Origin of the sequence: Pedobacter quisquiliarum (genome assembly GCF_014642175.1) — a bacterium.
GTDB classification, from domain to species: Bacteria; Bacteroidota; Bacteroidia; order Sphingobacteriales; family Sphingobacteriaceae; genus Pedobacter; species Pedobacter quisquiliarum.
The window spans coordinates 263,954-281,139 of the sequence record NZ_BMIL01000002.1 but is presented as its reverse complement, the minus strand read 5'-3'; the positions used below and the strand labels follow the sequence as shown (position 1 = coordinate 281,139).

Annotated in this window: 12 protein-coding genes; 3 read left to right on the top strand and 9 right to left on the bottom strand. The window is 47.8% G+C overall.

The window, feature by feature from the left end:
- Nucleotides 1-16 precede the first annotated feature (16 nt).
- On the bottom strand, nucleotides 17-1,510 hold the full coding sequence (gene glpK / locus IEW69_RS03635) for a glycerol kinase GlpK (RefSeq protein ID WP_188625467.1): 1,494 nt from the start codon (nucleotides 1,508-1,510) through the stop codon (nucleotides 17-19).
- 230 nt (nucleotides 1,511-1,740) lie between these two features.
- On the opposite strand from glpK, the gene IEW69_RS03630 reads away from it, so the two are divergent.
- A complete protein-coding gene (locus tag IEW69_RS03630) occupies nucleotides 1,741-2,505 on the top strand; it encodes a DeoR/GlpR family DNA-binding transcription regulator (protein ID WP_188625466.1) in 765 nt (254 codons plus the stop codon).
- Nucleotides 2,506-2,513: 8 nt separating this feature from the next.
- Here the strand turns inward: IEW69_RS03630 and IEW69_RS03625 are convergent, their stop codons facing one another.
- The 8 genes from IEW69_RS03625 to IEW69_RS03590 all read right to left on the bottom strand — a co-directional run bounded on the left by IEW69_RS03625 (nucleotide 2,514) and on the right by IEW69_RS03590 (nucleotide 14,631).
- The gene (locus IEW69_RS03625) at nucleotides 2,514-3,191 is read right to left on the bottom strand and encodes a GDSL-type esterase/lipase family protein (RefSeq protein WP_188625465.1); all 678 of its coding nucleotides are present in this window, start codon (nucleotides 3,189-3,191) and stop codon (nucleotides 2,514-2,516) included.
- Between the two features lie 8 nt (nucleotides 3,192-3,199).
- A complete protein-coding gene (glpT, locus tag IEW69_RS03620) occupies nucleotides 3,200-4,540 on the bottom strand; it encodes a glycerol-3-phosphate transporter (protein WP_188625464.1) in 1,341 nt (446 codons plus the stop codon).
- A 10-nt stretch (nucleotides 4,541-4,550) separates the two neighbouring features.
- Nucleotides 4,551-5,462 (bottom strand): glycerophosphodiester phosphodiesterase family protein, encoded by a 912-nt coding sequence (locus IEW69_RS03615; protein WP_188625463.1) that lies wholly within the window; start codon nucleotides 5,460-5,462, stop codon nucleotides 4,551-4,553.
- Nucleotide 5,463: 1 nt separating this feature from the next.
- The gene (locus IEW69_RS03610; RefSeq protein ID WP_188625462.1) at nucleotides 5,464-6,876 is read right to left on the bottom strand and encodes a calcineurin-like phosphoesterase C-terminal domain-containing protein; all 1,413 of its coding nucleotides are present in this window, start codon (nucleotides 6,874-6,876) and stop codon (nucleotides 5,464-5,466) included.
- Between the two features lie 7 nt (nucleotides 6,877-6,883).
- Nucleotides 6,884-8,164, bottom strand: a complete 1,281-nt coding sequence (locus IEW69_RS03605; protein WP_188625461.1) for a DUF5689 domain-containing protein — start codon at nucleotides 8,162-8,164, stop codon at nucleotides 6,884-6,886.
- 17 nt (nucleotides 8,165-8,181) lie between these two features.
- Nucleotides 8,182-9,654: a SusD/RagB family nutrient-binding outer membrane lipoprotein gene (locus IEW69_RS03600; protein ID WP_188625460.1), complete on the bottom strand. Its 1,473-nt coding sequence runs from the start codon at nucleotides 9,652-9,654 to the stop codon at nucleotides 8,182-8,184.
- An 18-nt stretch (nucleotides 9,655-9,672) separates the two neighbouring features.
- The gene (locus IEW69_RS03595) at nucleotides 9,673-12,912 is read right to left on the bottom strand and encodes a SusC/RagA family TonB-linked outer membrane protein (protein ID WP_188625459.1); all 3,240 of its coding nucleotides are present in this window, start codon (nucleotides 12,910-12,912) and stop codon (nucleotides 9,673-9,675) included.
- 111 nt (nucleotides 12,913-13,023) lie between these two features.
- A complete protein-coding gene (locus IEW69_RS03590; RefSeq protein ID WP_188625458.1) occupies nucleotides 13,024-14,631 on the bottom strand; it encodes a glycerol-3-phosphate dehydrogenase/oxidase in 1,608 nt (535 codons plus the stop codon).
- Nucleotides 14,632-14,831: 200 nt separating this feature from the next.
- Between IEW69_RS03590 and IEW69_RS03585 the strand changes: the two genes are divergently transcribed.
- Both IEW69_RS03585 and IEW69_RS03580 read left to right on the top strand, forming a co-directional pair.
- The gene (locus tag IEW69_RS03585) at nucleotides 14,832-16,097 is read left to right on the top strand and encodes an aspartyl protease family protein (protein ID WP_188625457.1); all 1,266 of its coding nucleotides are present in this window, start codon (nucleotides 14,832-14,834) and stop codon (nucleotides 16,095-16,097) included.
- Nucleotides 16,098-16,147: 50 nt separating this feature from the next.
- Nucleotides 16,148-17,098 (top strand): hypothetical protein, encoded by a 951-nt coding sequence (locus tag IEW69_RS03580; protein WP_188625456.1) that lies wholly within the window; start codon nucleotides 16,148-16,150, stop codon nucleotides 17,096-17,098.
- Nucleotides 17,099-17,186 lie beyond the last annotated feature (88 nt).

Below are 17,186 nucleotides of genomic sequence, written 5' to 3'. Positions count from 1 at the left end.
TGATGTATAAAGAGGATTATTCGATTTCTGTCCAGATTTTTACCGCTTTTACGGCCTTGTTCCAATTCCTGATCATGTCGGGCATGGCTGCAGTTTCCTGCGGCTCAAAGCTGCGATCCATCTTCCACTGCTGCTGAATGTCGTCCAGATTCTCCCAATAACCAATCGCTAGTCCGGCCAGGTAAGCCGCACCAATTGCCGTCACTTCCGTCACCTGTGGCCGAACCACTCTGGCATTCAAAACATCGGCCTGGAACTGCATCAGCAAATCGTTGGCAGTTGCCCCACCATCTACACGAAGCTCCAGGATTTCTCTGCCTGCATCTGCTTCCATGGCCTTCAGCACTTCCATGGTTTGGTAGGCGATGCTTTCCAGTGCTGCACGCGCAATATGGGCGTTGTTTGCCCCTCTGGAAAGGCCGAAAATGGTACCCCTTGCATACTGGTTCCAGTGTGGTGCACCAAGGCCGGCAAATGCTGGCACGAGGTAAACACCGCCGTTATCCGGTACTTTCAGTGCCAGGGCCTCAATTTCTGCTGCAGAATTGATAATCTTCAGCTCATCACGCAGCCATTGTACCACGGCACCGGCGATGAAAATGCTGCCCTCCAGCGCATAATGCACCTGGTCTTTGATCTTCCAGGCCACCGTGGTGACTAAATTATTCTTGGATAGTATCGGCGTTTCCCCAATGTTCATCAGCATGAAACATCCCGTACCGTAGGTATTTTTAACCATCCCGGGTTGGGTGCACATCTGCCCAAAAAGTGCAGCCTGCTGATCACCTGCAATACCCGCAATTGGGATACGTGCGGCAAGTACAGTTCCTGACGTTTCCCCGTAAACTTCACTGCAGGATTTCACCTCCGGAAGCATCGCTGCGGGAACGTCAAATAAGTCCAGCAACTCCTGATCCCAGGTTAAGGTATGTATGTTAAAGAGCATCGTTCTGGATGCATTCGTTACATCGGTGACATGTACTTTCCGGTCCGTCATGTTCCAGATCAACCAGCTGTCTACCGTACCGAAAAGCAGTTTACCGGCATTTGCCAATTCCCTTGCACCCGCTACGTTATCCAGAATCCACTTAACTTTGGTCGCTGAAAAATAGGCATCCACGATCAAGCCCGTCTTCTCCTGAATCATTGTATCATGCCCCTGGGCCTTTAATGAACCGCAGTAATCAGCCGTTCTCCTGTCCTGCCATACGATCGCGTTGTACACCGGCTCCCCGGTTTCGCGATTCCAAACCACGGTGGTTTCCCGTTGATTGGTAATCCCAATTGCCGCAATTTGATCTGCGCGCAGGTTTGCATTCAGCACCGCCTCTGTCGCAACAGAGATTTGTGAAGACCAGATTTCTTTCGCATTATGTTCCACCCATCCGGATTGCGGATAGATCTGTCTGAATTCTCGTTGTGCCAGGGAGATGATGGCGCCCGTACGATCAAAAACAATCGCTCTTGAGCTCGTGGTGCCCTGGTCAAAGGCTAAAATATACTTCGTCATACAGCTTTATTTGGTTTAGCAGCATCCAATTCTCCTGAATATGAAATCGCTTACTCAAGTATATGAAATAAAATGAAATATGAAAAGAAACAAAAGGATAAACTATGGCCGCTGACCCGCCCTGTATTAAAGATTTTACAGCTGGAATCGAAAGGCTGCAAAACCTTCTACAAATAAAAATACTTTAAAATCAGAATTTCAATCTTAAATTGGCCAAAAATCGTTTCCATATGATCAATATCGCAGAAAGACATCAGTTTATTTTAAGCAAGATCCAAAAAGAAGGTCACCTGACCGTGCTGGATCTATGTAAGGAGTTGGATGTCTCTTCCGTGACCATTCGAAAGGATTTAAAACTGCTGGAAGAGAAAAACCTGCTTTTCCGTACCCATGGCGGTGCTACCTTAACAGACACCTACACCGTTGATCGGAACGTAAACGAAAAAGAAAAACTACAATCCGCAGAGAAGTCAAGGATTGGAGTCATGGCTGCGAAGCTGATCCAGCCGAATGATTCGATCATCATTGCTTCCGGTACCACAGTACTTGCGTTTTCAAAACATATCCAACCAGTCGAAACACTCACCGTGATCACTTCCGCCATCAATGTTGCGCAGGAACTCCTGCGTCATCCTGAAGTGGAAGTTTTGCTGTTGGGAGGCTTACTACGTAAGAGCTCTTCTTCCGTGATGGGGCCGTATGCAGAGCAGATCCTGGCCGACTTCTTCTGCAGTAAACTTTATCTGGGCGTAGATGGCATCGACCTGAACTTCGGCATTACAACAACCAACGTGATGGAAGCGCATCTGAACCGCCAGATGATTGCCGTATCGCACAAAATCATTGTGCTGGCCGATTCTACCAAGTTCGGTAAAAGGGGTTTTGGCCGTATCTGTGGCGTTGAAGATATTGATGAAATCATTACAGATAATGGTATCTCTCCGCATGTTAAACAGCAACTTGAAGCGATGAGCATCAAGGTAACCATCGTTTAATCAGCGCCCTATTTCAGGTATGGTCCGCTTTTTAGCTTGGCCTTAAAGATTTCGTATCCGGCTGCATTTGGATGCAAACCATCTTTCGTCAGTTCCGCACGTAAGCGATGCTCCGCATCCAGGAAGTCCGGGTATATGTCTATCACCGTCACCTGCTTCGAAGTAAGTTTGCGGATTTGGTCATTCACCCAAAGGATATGCTCATCCTTGTTGTAATGGTTCTTAAACTTGCCAAAGGAGCTGTTCACCGGCAGTAAAGTGTAGACATAAATCTTGGTGCGTTTCGAGCCTTTCTGAATCCGATCTACAATCTTCCTGATGTTTCCAATAACCAGGCTGTCGGGAATGTTCCTGGAGATATCGTTGATCCCAATAAGCAAAAAAACCTTGGCCGGTTTACCAGCAATCACTTCTTCCAACCGCTCCAGCACACCAAAGCTGATATCCCCTGAAATCCCTCTGTTCCTGGCCTGCGGCAGATCAAGCAGCTTGCTCCAATCGGTGCCCGCTGTAATGCTGTTGCCTAGAAATACAACGTCTTTTTTAGTATGCGGCGCAGCTTTGAATGCTTCCACCTGCGCCTTGTAGGTCTTCGGACGATAGGTACTGTCCCATTTAACTTCCTGTGCAATCGCACTGCTGCAAAACAGCACGGTAAAAAGTAAGATCCAGGTGTACTTCTTCATATTTAGGGTTATTTGAGGTCAGCTAAGTTCTGTTTTTCGCGGTTCCAGGATAATGCCGTAAAGAAAATAGAAAGCAGGCATGCGGCAATGATCATCTCAAATGCGCCATCCCAGCCCCATCTGTCGACAACAATACCAATAGCGATGTTTGCGAACAATGCACCACCCAGGTAGCCGAACAAGCCGGTTAAACCCGCAGCAGTTCCTGCAGCTTTCTTCGGCACCAAATCGAGCGCCTGCACACCGATGAGCATTACCGGACCGTAGATTAAAAATCCAATTGAAATTAAGGCCACATTGTCCACCCAGATGTTGCCTGGAGGGTTCTTCCAGTACACGAACACGGCGACCGTTACCAGCGCCATGTAAATTACCGTAGCCGGTGCTCTCCGGCCTTTAAAGACCTTATCACTGATCCAACCGCACAATAGCGTTCCCGGAATCCCGGCGTACTCATATAGGAAATACGACCAGCCAGATTCATTGATGCTAAAGCCTTTCGCTTCCTTCAGGAAGGTCGGCGACCAATCCAGAATCCCGTATCGCACCAGATAAACAAAGGCGTTTGCAAAGGCGATATACCACAACATCCTGTTGTTCAGCACGTAGGTATAGAAGATTTCCTTTGCGCTAAGCTCCTTTTCCTGTTCTTGAGAATAGTTCTTTGGATAATCATTTTTATAAGCCTCAATCGGCGGAAGTCCACAGGATTGTGGCGTATCACGCACAAGGATATAAGCGATCAACGCAAATACCAACGCAATCATGCCCGGAAAGTAAAACTTACTCTGCCAGTTTCCGAAAATTTCGATCGCCAGAATGGTCACCGGTCCAACCAGTCCGCCGCCAACATTATGCGCAACGTTCCAGATCGACATCATTGTTCCGCGTTCCCGTATCGAATACCAATGCACAACAACCCTTCCGCAGGGTGGCCAGCCCATCCCCTGAAACCAGCCATTCAAAAACAGCAGGATAAACATCACGGTGATGGACGAGGTCGCAAATGGAAATACACCCATGAAGATCATGGTAAAGGCCGACAGCACCAGGCCGACGGTCAGGAACTTACGCGCATCACTGCGGTCGGAAACGTTACCCATCAAAAATTTACTCAAGCCATAAGCAATAGAAACACCCGAAAGTGCAAAGCCAAGCTCTGTTTTGGAATAACCCTGTGCAATCAAATCGGGCATGCCCAATGAAAAATTCTTGCGCACCAGGTAGTACCCCGCATAGCCCAGGAAAATACCCAGAAATACTTTTAATCGCTGTGATTTGTATTCCGAATCAATCTTGTTGTCTGGTAATAGTGGTTTATGCGGAGCGGGCTTTAGTAAATCGAGCATTCTATTTTGTTTATGGTTTTTCTACAAGCATGTTCGGGTAGTCGGAAATAATGCCATCTACACCCAGGCTTTTCAGTTGTGCAATTTCTTCTCTTGTGTTCGGTGTCCATGGAATAACTTTCATGTTCCGCTCATGGCATTGTTTGACCAGCTCAGCGTCCACGAGTTTGTACGCAGGACTGTAAATGAAAGGGATATATCCCAACTTTTTGAGGTTATCCTCCAGGTTCCCTTTGTCCACCAGGTAGGAGGTCCGGATTTCCGGGTACTGCTTGTGGAGATACTGTATGGTTCTCACGTCAAAGGATTGAATCACCACATTGGGACTGATCTTCTTCGCGCGGATCACATCCATCAGCAATTTCACGAAGACTTCAGGTGCAGGGTTCAGCAGGTTGTCGCCATCCTTTCCCATCTTTGTTTCGATGTTGTAAAAGGGCTGCTTCATCCCTTTTTCTTTGGCGTATTGCTGTACCGAGTCGATCACTGCGGAAAGCAATGGTATTTGCGCTTTCACCTTCAGTTGCTCCGGGAATTTGCTGTAAAATTTGGAACCAACATCGTATTTGCGCAGTTCCTCATATGGCATTTTATAAAGGATCAACTGTTTGGATGCTTCTTTGGTGATTTCTTTGCCCTCCGGCGTTAAGGTAAATAAAGGATTCAGGTACTCGTCGTGAGACAACACCACCTGGTTATCACCGGTAATGTGTGTGTCCATTTCCAACGTCGTAACGCCTAGATCCATGGCCTTTTTCATGGCCATGATCGTGTTTTCCGGCATTAACCCGCGGCCACCGCGGTGTGCTTCGGTGCTGAAAGCTGGAAATGCAGCATCACCACCTGCGCCATTAGGCTTAATGCTTTTGCAGGCCCCTCCAAAAAGCAGCGCAAAGCCAATTATATAGTTCAAGCTTTTCATATCAGGCTTCAATTTCTTTGCTGAATTGTTCTCCAAAGCGGTCGGTCGCAACCACTTTAATTTGCTTTACATTCGCAGGGACACTGGCCACAAACAGGTGATCTGTTTTACGGGGTTCCGGGAAATGCCTGCCCGCAGGAAGTTCCGGCCCTTTATACAGCCTTGTCGCCAGCGGATCAAAACCCACCTGGTTCTCCATTACCCCCATACTCCGGCCATCGAGGAAGTACTCCACTTTCCACTGCGGATCCCAGTTGTAAACGTTACAAGTTAATGTTTTCTGACCATCTATATTGTCTATAAATGCGCTGAGCTGATTGGTACGATCCTCACCGGTAGATTTGTAATACCACTTCAGATTCGTCCCATCTACATCATACACGCCGTAGCCACGTGGCGTACCGTCCTCACATACCGGACCGGTCCACCAGGCACCACATACGGTACCATGGTTATGCTCATAGATGCCATTGCTGATCACGTTTTTGTTGTAATGGGTATGGCCAGACATGATGTGTACGTTGCTGTAACCTTCCAGCAAACGGTATAAGTCTTCTTTATTTTTAACGCCGCTATGTACCGGAATATGGAGGTTGATGATCAGCAATTGATCTTTCGCAACATGCTCCAGATCTTTTGCCAGCCAGGACAACTGCTCTTCCACCAAATAGCCGTCGTAGTCACGATCCGTACCCAGGTAGCGTACATTTTCTAAAACCACATAATGTGCCTTGCCGCGATTGAAAGAGTAATAGGTTGGTCCGTAAGTCTTTTTAAAGGTCACATCCGAAGTCTCATCCCCACCCATCCGGTAGTCCATATCGTGGTTCCCCAGTGCCTGGAAAAATGGAATACCCATTCTTGCGACGGCCTTATTGTAATCCTTGAAAAGCTTATGGTTATCCCAAACGATGTCACCAACACAGATCCCGTGTACCAATGCACCGCTGCCCATGGTTTTCACCAGCTGCTGTACGTCTGGCACGGAAGTATCCATCATCTGTTTTACATCATTGTTGTTCTTCACCTGCGGATCGGCCCAAACGATAAACTTGTGTTGCTCGTCGGACTGTGACAGCCGTTTCAGCTCAAAATCAAAGTTCTTGCCGGTACCCAACAATTGGTAATGCTTTGCTATCCCATCTTCATGCTGGAATGCATAACCAGCAGGGGTACTCACCCACACCGAACTTGCATTTGCATGCGGTTTAATGCTGTAATAACCGCGGCCGTTGGTGGTCACCACCGAATACCCGTCTGAAACCAGAACCCCGGCAATGCCATTTGCGCCATCTGTAATCCTGCCTTTTACTTTTTTTGCAGCACTAAAGAATGAAAACGATTGGCCGGGCAAACTGAAAACCAGTGCCCCGCCAATCAATGATAGTCTTTGTATAAATGACCTTCTGTTCATTTTACGATTAATTTGAGTAGATGGCGATGTCTTCAATCGACAACCTGCCGTTCAGGATGTTCGGCACACTCGTGGTACCTAAACCTAGTTTATTGATACGGAAACGTACATTACCTTTGATGTTCAGCAGGAAGGTCTCCTGTCTTGAACCACGGCTTTGACATTGGATGTCTGCACCTGCAGGAAGCCAGGTTAAACCACCATCTGTAGAGTACTCCAATCGGAATGTACTCACCGCGTCAGTGTAATAAGCGCCTGCCCATAATGTCACCTTGGATGCACCATTCGGCAGGTCAAAGTTCATCTGTAAGTAAGCCGATTCTGTAAGATTCTGCTGCATACGGATGCTCTGTAATCCTGGCTCATTGAAGCGGTCACGCGCCGCAGTATTACCAATGATGGATTGATATAATTTCCAGCTGCCGGTTTTCAGCATGATGCTGTTGTCAGGTACTGCAGGGGTATTCATGTTGTAAGAACCTTTTACCGTTGCATCTGGTGTTTCAAAGCTTTCCGGCCAGTTTGCATAAATCGGACCGCTGGCATTCTCCACGTCTGCCTCTGTACGCAAACGCACTTGTGGAATCGTTCCATAGTTACCCGCTTCATCGCCATACATCGGAATTACGGTATAGGTTGCACTCGCAGGCAGGCTATTCCCAGCGAAAGTTGCGGTAGCTGCAGTATGCAGGGCTACGGCACTACCGGAACCATCATCAAGCATCTTATTTCCAGCATAGGTCTCCCCTGGCTGCGGAACTGGCTTGGCATCTGCGGTAACTTTAAGCAAAGTATTCTCATACAGTTCAAAGTTGCCCAGCAATGCGCCCAATGCCACTGTTCTTGGCTTTAAAGCATTATCTGAACTCACCTTGGTAATGTCAGCCGTGGTAATGCCTTTCAGCTGTAAAGAACTGCCAACCTTCGCCAGCGTACTGCCATCGATGTTGATCACCAAAGAATCGCCGGGCGCATAATTACCCGCAGCATCCGGAAGCTCGATCAGCAAGCCTCTAACCTGTCCCCTGCTCGCATTCTGAATGATCAGTCCGCCTTTAGGGAAGTTGTTCCCGCTTAAATTGGAGATGACAATTCCACCGGTTTGTGTGGCGCCGCCAAGTTTCTCCGCGTTCAACTGTACATCACTGCCTTTGTAGGCATTTTTAACCACAAACAATGCGGCAAAGGAATTCAACTTGCCTTCTGCAGGTTTCTCGTCCTTCTTACAGGCGTTGAACAGCAGCGTACACAAAAGCAGCGCTGCCAGAAGTGAATATATTTTTTTCATGTTCTATCTTTTAAGGATTACTTATTCCACCAAACTTTTGTATTCAGATCATCGGTTCCGAAAGCAGCAACCGCAGCCGAGTAATTCGCAGAATTCAGCGACTGTACGTTTACCGGGTACCTTAAACGCGAAGGCATCTGTCCGCCGTTCTCCAGACCTGCCCCTTTAGGCAAGTTCGGGTGCCCTGTTCTTCTGTATTCAAACCATTGCTGAAAATCCGTAAAGAATAAAGTATAATACTTCTGGAGGTGGATCTTCTCCATCTTCAGATCATCACTCTCTTCCGGGTTCCATTTGATGAATTCATTCTGTAGCTGATCCTCAGGTGGCGTTACACCCCAGAAGGTAATTGCATTGACCACACCAGTTTCATAATACGTCTGCGCACTGCCGGCGATATAGCCTTTTACAGCTGCCTCTGCAAGCAGGAACTGCAGCTCCGGATAGTTCATGATGTTGCCCAATAGCGGCTCATTCATCAATGCATCCAGGTAAGTGGATCTTCTTTCCGGCACTTGTCCGCGCTGAAATCCACTCGGAATGCCAATGTACGTACCACCGTCAATGGTTGCCCAACGCGTTCTGCGCGGATCATTCCACTGGTTCAGGTTGTTCACGAAAAACTCGGTCAAACCGTTGCTTCCGCTGAAATCAAAAGGTCTTCCGCCATAAAAAGAGGAAGTGTAAGGCGGTGTCATCGTATACCGTACCACCGCAGATTCGGCATTGTTGCTGAAGATCGGGTAGTTTGCAGGATTGGTGTCCACGATTTCCTTAATCTTTGCAACAGCATTTGCCTCCGGGCGACCGGATGCGCGCATCAGCAAACGCAGGTACATGGAGTTACCGAACTTGCGCCAGTTCGTAATGGTGGTCGCCGATGTTGCGCCGGTTGTACGGCCATACAATGGATCATAGGCCAACTGTTCTGTGGTCATCACATTGCCGGTTGCCAGCAATGTATTTGCTTCCTCCAGTTTGCGGAACAGGTCTTTATAGATCTCTTCCTGACGATCGAATCTAGGCTGGTACACACCTTCGCGACCTTTGCTCGCATCGGTGTAAGGTACATCGCCATAGGTATCGGTAATCAGTGAGGATACATAAACGTCACAGATCAGGGCAATACCCATGAAGGTTGTGTTGTTCAATTCATTTGCACGGTTGTACATATCCTTGAAGTTCGTCAGCTGCAGGTACCAGTTGTTCCACATGTAGTCCGACTCCCCAGCACGGATCACGTAGCGGTGTACTTCATCACCATCAGACACCGCCACATGGTCCTGCATCAATTCATGTGTAAGTCGTAGTGCACGGTTGTTATTCCGGGTCACCACGTCCCACAACGAAGGGGTTAAGAGCGCCTCTGGCAATGCTGCCGCGCTTCTGTTTGGATCGGTATTAATCTCTTTAAAGTCCTTTTTACAGGAAGTATTTATAAGCATACCTGAAAGCATGATCAGGCAGAATGTTTTATATGTTTTTTTCATGATCTGAAAGGCTAAATGTTAAATACCAATGCTGATGTTCAGTCCGAAGGTGCGTGTAGACGGGAATTGTCCGGTCTCAAAACCTGCGGTAATCTCACCTGAGCCACCGATGGTACCAAATTCCGGATCAAATACTGGCCAGTCGGTAAACATGAACAGGTCACGTCCATAAACGCCGATGGTAGCACGTTGCAGGCCTAACTTCTCTACCAGTTTTGGTCGGAGGCTGTAATCAAATCTGGCCTCTCTGAACTTGATGAAATCCGTACTGAAAGTATTTGCTTCCACGTTATCACGCTGGAAGTGTGTTTTGTAGAACGTGGCCGTGCTTGCTGCAACAACCGTGTTCGGGCTAAATGAGCCGTCTGCATTCTGCACCACACCATTTCCGATGATGCCGTTATATCTACCCGGAACGGTTTTCTGAAGTTTACCTTCATCCGCCAATACCGAGTGCGTTAAGGAATATGCCCTTCCGCCAAACTGCGCATCAAAAAGCAGGTTCAGACTGAAACCTCTGTACGTGAAACCTGTACCAAAGCTGCCTTTATATCTTGCCGTAGAATTACCCAGGTACTTGCTGTTCTGATCCAGCACCGGATAACCATCACGGTAAACGATCTGCCCGTCAGGTGATCTCAGGTAGCCTAAGCCATAGATATCGCCCATAGAGCCTCCAACACGAGCCTCAATCGAACCCCTCGGACCGGTAGACATCACGATCGTACCCACGCTGTCGGCAAGTGCCACCACCTTGTTCTCGTTATAAGAGAAGGTACCGTATAGGTTCATGTTTAAACCATTCTTCGACTTCAATGGCGAACCATTTAGCTGAAGCTCGAGACCTTGGTTTTGCACCTCTCCAACATTCAGGATTACGGCATTGTAGCCGGAAGCACGGTCTATCGGAGAAGAGATGATCTGATCTCTGGTGTTGTTTTTATAGGCGGTAAAGTCGATCTCCAAACGGTTTTTAAAGAAACGGGTATCCAAACCAAGTTCGTAACTCGTTGTTGCAAGTGGGCGAAGTTCAGGATTGGCAATCACCGTTGGATTCACTAAACTTCCAGGGAACTGCGTTGAACCGTATGCATACGCGGTCTGGTAAGCTTTGGTCGAACCACTACCTGCACCTGCCAGGGAAGCACGGATCTTCATAAATGAAATCGCCTCCGGCATTTTGATCTTCTCAGACAATACCGCACTTAAACTTACCGAAGGGTAAAAGAAAGAAACGTTGTCTGTTGATGTTGGTGTTGCAAGCGTACTGGCCCAGTCATTACGCGCAGTTAAATCCATAAATAGGAAATTGTCGTAGCTGAAAGATCCCAGCGCATAGAAACTGTTTACGGCATACTGACTTCTGTTTGGTAAGGTAACCAGCATGTTTTTGCTGTTGGAGAAGTTGTAGATACCTGGATACAACAACTGCTCTGCACGGATCTCATCCAGCGTATACTTGTTGTTCATCTGGCTTCCTCCAGCGGTAAGGGAGTACTCGAACTTCGATCCGATCTTACTGTTGTAACGAAGTAAGAAGTCGCTGTTCACCTCCTGGTTGTACACGTTCTGCGTACGGTACATACCGGTTGCATACTTGTTTGTACTGAACGGACGCTGTTGCGAACGCGCATCGTACGACATATCCATAGAGGTCCGAACCATTAAACTCAGGTTCGGCAGGAAGTTATAGGTTGCCGTAACATTACCTACCACGTTGTGGCGGTTGGACTTGTTCAGCATTTCATTTGCAATCAGGTATGGGTTATCCAGCAAGCTACTGAACGGACGGTTTTGCAGGATGCCCTCCTGTCCTGGCGTCCAGTAATCTTTGAACCAGTCCATATTCATGTTCGGCGCTAAACCGCGGATGAAATACATGATGGTCTGGTTGTTATAACCTGTAGATGGCAGGTTATCGGAATACTTGTTGGTATAATTCACCTTACTGGTGATCTGTAGCTTGTCGGTAATCTTGTGACTGATCGACAAGGCGACTGTGTTCCTTGTATATCCTGTATTCGGGATGATCCACTTATTTTTAAGATTGGTGATGGACAAACGCGCGCTGGATTTTTCATTTGCACCTTCTAAAGCGACACTGTTGATGAAGTTAGTTCCAACCTGGAAGAAATCTTTGTGGTTGTTCTCATAACCTACCCAAGGCAAACGCTCGGCGCTGGTGGTTCTGGTCACCGGATCATACTGGAAGAACTTCTGTCCGTCGAACTTCGGTCCCCATGCAGAACTGGTGCTCCTTGTACTGGCACCATCTGCTGTTGCCAGGTAAGAATAATATAGATCCTGACCTACGTCACCCTGACCGTACTCGGTCTGGTAATCCGGCCAGCGTGAAATCGTTTCAATAGAAGTATTGGAGTTGAAGCTTACGCCGATTCCTTTCTGATTCTGGCGTCCGGATTTGGTGGTGATGATCACCGCACCATTTCCACCACGTGAACCATATAGCGCAGTTGCAGCCGGGCCCTTTAACACGGAAACACTCTCGATGTCATCCGGGTTGATGTCGGCAAGGCTGTTACCGAAATCTGCAGGCGATTCTGAAGATAAGTAGGCGCCAGAACCGGTACCGGTAGACCTTCCGCTACTTCCGCTGGTGATTACCCCATCAATAACGATCAGGGCTTCACTTTCTCCGGAAAGGGAGTTTTCACCACGCAGGATGATCTTGTTGGATCCTGCCGGACCGCCACCTGATTTCACCATATTCAAACCAGCCACTTTACCCGAAAGGGCGTTGGTCCAGTTGTTTGATATGGCATTGGTCACATCCTTATTGTCGAGGGTGGATACAGAATAACCCAAAGCCTTTTCCTCGCGTTTGATACCTAAGGCGGTTACCACCACCTCGTTCAGCTGGCTGGACGATTCCTTTAGGCTTACGCTTAATTTCGCCTGACTGGCATTCAGCGTTAATGTCGATGCGGTGTAGCCGATCATGCTGAAGCTGAGTACAGCACCTTTAGGCACCTTAATGTTAAAGGCACCGTCGCCATTGCTGGTACCATAAACCTTGCGCTGTGCGTCCATGATGGTCACGCCGGGCAGTGGCTGCCCAGTTGCGTCGTCAACTATGGTACCGCTCAGGGTAATGATGTCCTGGGTTTGCTGACGGTATTCCACTGCAGCAAGCGGGGCAGCAAAGGCCCCTTGTGGTACATGCGCAGCATACATAAACAAAGCAATGCCTGCCATATACCGCCCCGCGTTGTATCGTTGCGTAAATCTTTTCTTCATACTATCGGTATTATACTTGGTTTCGTTTTTTGTCGTGCCATTTCAACTCATTTCGTTTTAAGGCCACGAAGTTCATGTTTCCGGCAATGCCGTATGTTAAGGAATCATTAATTAAGCTTCCGTAACATAAGATTTACCTGCTTCCTTTGCTGGCCAAGACTGCAGCAGGTAGTCTCTGGTCATGGCCAGGAAGCTTTCTGTCTGCTGTTTAATCCATGCGGCATCCTTATTCAATTCTTCGGCGAGGATTGCGGCAACCATCGGCGCAAGTGCAGCAGCAGCGGCTGCATCCAGAAAAAGAATGCGTATTCTTCTCGCCAGCACATCCTCTACCGTACGGGCCATTTCATTGCGGATAACCCATAAAACTTCTGCTTTTGTATAAGGGTGTGCCGGATGAATCCTTTTACCCAGGTCTGGATTTTGCGCAATCAGCGCTTCAATGCCTGCTGCATCAGAACCATAAACCGCTAGTGGCGCACCTACCGGACCGTTATGATAACCATGGATTTTGGTGGTCCGCGTTACACATGCTGCTTGCTTCAGCTTACCCATGGCAATCGCTTTGTCAACCACATCCATCGCCATCTTGCGGTAGGTTGTCCATTTACCACCCGTGATGGTGATCAACTCCGACTTGCTGACAATTAGTTTATGACTTCTGGAAATTTCTTTCGTTTTGTTGGTGTCCTTACCTGGCGCAGCCAATGGGCGTAAGCCCGCAAAAGCAGAAAGCACGTCCGCCCGCGTTGGCGCTTTCGACAAATACTTTCCGGCAGTACTTAGAATAAATTCTATTTCTTCTTCCAGAGGACGGGGTTCTGAACTGTGCTCATTCAATGGTGTGTCTGTGGTACCAACAAGTACTTTCCCATGCCATGGCACGGCGAACAGGACACGTCCGTCAGAGGTTTTAGGGATCATCAGGGCACTATTTCCTTGTAAGAAAGACTGATCAAGGACCACGTGTGCACCCTGGCTTGGTCTTACCAGCGGATCCCCTTTGGGTACATCCATCTTCAAGATCTCATCTACAAAAACACCTGTGGCATTGATCACAACGGATGCCTGCAAGTCATAAACTTTACCGCTTTCGCGATCCTTGAAACGCAAGCCACTGATCTTATCACCCTGCTTTGTTAAACCCGTAACCTGAGCATAGTTCAGCAGGACGCCACCATGCTCGGCAGCGGTCTGGGCCAGGTTTATCGCCAGACGGGCATCATCAAACTGCCCGTCACTATAACTTACACCGCCAATAAGGCCCTTCGGATTCAGTCCAGGAATGGCTTTGATCACAGCATCTTTTTTCAGGAAAGTCGATTTTCTGAAATCATTCTTTCCGGCCAGCAGATCATAAAACGTCAGCCCAAGCAAATACATGTATTTGGTATTCCATGCATAACATGGAATGATGAACTCCTGATCATGCACCAGATGCGGCGCATTCTTCAACAATAAACTACGCTCATGCAGCGCCTCATACACCAGGGCAATGTCCCCCTGTGCGAGGTACCGAACCCCACCATGAACCAACTTGGTGCTGCGGCTGGAAGTGCCTTTCGCAAAGTCATCCTGCTCCAGCAGCAAGGTCTTGTAACCACGACTGGCAGCATCTACCGCCGTGCCCAGCCCTGTTGCACCACCACCGATGATAATGATGTCCCAAGTCTGCTGTTCTTCCAGTTTGTTTATTGCCGAATTCCGATCTAGTTTCATTTCGATTGCTTTAAACGAAGCTTCATTCACTTTCGTTTTTAGTGTTAAAACAAATGTAATGAAACAATAAATAATTCCAAGCGGAAACAAAAAAACTTTTAAGAAAGGTTTTTGTCCATACCTTCAGGCAGTTAAGGCAGCTTCACAGAAGGTCCAGCAGATAAGAAATCGAAAAAGAATTCGAGGGACACCAACTGAATTTGTTAAATTACTTAATGATCTTAGGGGTGTTTGCCATAATTCGAACCAGCCATCGGCTACTTGTCATATGGCTGCTGTTCATATTGCCGCCAGCGATTGCACAAGCGCAGCAATTCGCCTTTAAAGGGAAGAGAAAGCAGCAAACGATGAACTTTCAGCTGATCAAAAACCTGATTGTAATCCCGGTTTACATCAACGACAAGGGCCCGTACAACTTCATTCTGGATACCGGGGTATCGCCACTACTCATTACGGATCCAAGCATTCTGGATACGGTGGACAGAAGTCTCTGGCGCCCGATAAAGATCTCTGGCCTGGGTAAAGGTGAAGAGATTGAAGCTTTCTCCTCCAACACCATAGACGTGGATGTTGGCGCCTCCAGAATGGATAATGTGCCGGCCGCCATCCTGAAATCAGACATCTTCAACCTATCCAATTTTCTGGGCATCCATGTCCATGGCCTGATCGGCTATTACTTTATAAATAGCTTCAAGGTTTCCCTGAATTATCCAGCGCACAAGATGACGTTCTACCAGCATGAGGTGAAGAAAAAGATCAAGGGCTTTCCTGTACCCATGGAACTGATCCTGAACAAACCTTACCTGCAGCTCCCGGTCATGTCGCCCAACCTGGGGCTGTTTAATGCCAGACTCCTGATGGACAGCGGGGCAAGTTTTGCACTTTCACTGGAAGCTATTGAGCGATTGAAGTTCCCCCTACCCGACAGCAACATCACGGCGAATTTAGGTATGGGCATTAGTGGTTTAATCAGCGGCCACATCGGGCGCATCCATTCCCTCAGCATTGGTAAAATCACACTCAATGACGTGCTGACCAACTTTCCCGACTATGCGCATGGTGCAGCACGGGTGGCCATTACAGGTCGCAATGGTAGTATTGGCGCAGAGCTGATGCGCCGCTTTCACCTGACATTCGACTATCGAAACAGCGTCGTTTTCCTTAAACCCAATGGTTCATTACGCGCGCCATTCGACCACGACATGTCGGGCATGGAAATCTACATGATTGAAGGCCAACCGAACCGCTTTTTCATCGAGCGCATTGAACCGGGCTCCCCTGCCGAGAAAATCGGCATCTTGCCCGGGGCCGAACTGCTGGAGCTCAATTTCAAAGCTGCACACAGCCTGGATCTGCAAAGCATGGTGCAGCTGCTGAAAGCCGGAAACGGCAAAAATGTCCTCCTTAAAATCGCACAGGAGGAAGAAATAATCTATAAAGTCCTAACTTTAAAAAAAAGAATCTGAGGTCTGGCTTCCGGCAGGCATTAATTGTTCGTGTAATTCGTTTATAGAGGATGTTGAATTTTAAGAGGCTGATTTATTTTTTAGCTGTTGCACTGGTAATGGCTGGCTGTAATGCCGGACCGGAAAAAACCACAAAGAAAAATAAGAAGAAAAAAGAAGAGCTGAAAAGACTGGATTTTACGCCAATTGTCGGCATCAAGTACCACGAAGTCACCCGCCGCTTCAGCAATGGACTGTCGTTCTCCGACATCGGCTTTCAGCAGGAACCCAGCTGGATCATACAGTTCGCCTCCAATGATACCGTAAAAGCCTGGAGCCCGCAGAAGCAGATCATGCAATCCTTTTACTTCATGTACGATCATGGCGACGTGTACAACTTCGCCGGCGAATGGTTCCGCATCAAGGGTTTCAGCAAAGACAGCATACGCATGCAGCGCTTACACCTCACCAAGCAGGTGATCGCGAAAGACATCCGGTCGGATGTGTTCATGACCTACTATTCGGAAGATTACCTGAACAACGTGATCAAGAAAAAACCCGAGGAGCTTCGTAAGCCCACCGCTGCAGATACCGCGTTTATCAAAAAGCTTGTTGCCCGTGCTGACCGCAATCCTACAAATGCCGACAGTGCTTTTGCAGGCCGTATTCCGGTACAGTTTACGCCGAAAAGCAAGATCATCAGCGTAGAAAAACTGAGTACGGTAGACCGCTTGCTGGGTAGAACAGAGGCTTACGACTACCTTTTCCCGGAATATCGCATCAAGATCCAGAACGCTTACCAGGATTTCGGCTACTCCTTTTCTGCAGTGGTCGACCAGCATGGTAAAATCCACCTGAACAAGTTCCGCAACGACATGCCGGAGTACTATGAACAGCGGAAAAAGGTGCTCGAAGGGATCATTGATGTTTACCTGCAGAACCTGCTGCTCGTAAAACCAGGCACAACCCTAGGCATCCCGCATGCGTCGGAAATCACGCTGAATGTGAGTGGGAAAAAGTAGTTTCAAAGTCAAGTAATTTCTATATTCCCCAAAAAAACAAGCATTTACTTGTTTATAATAAATAATGACTACATTGCACACTTAATTT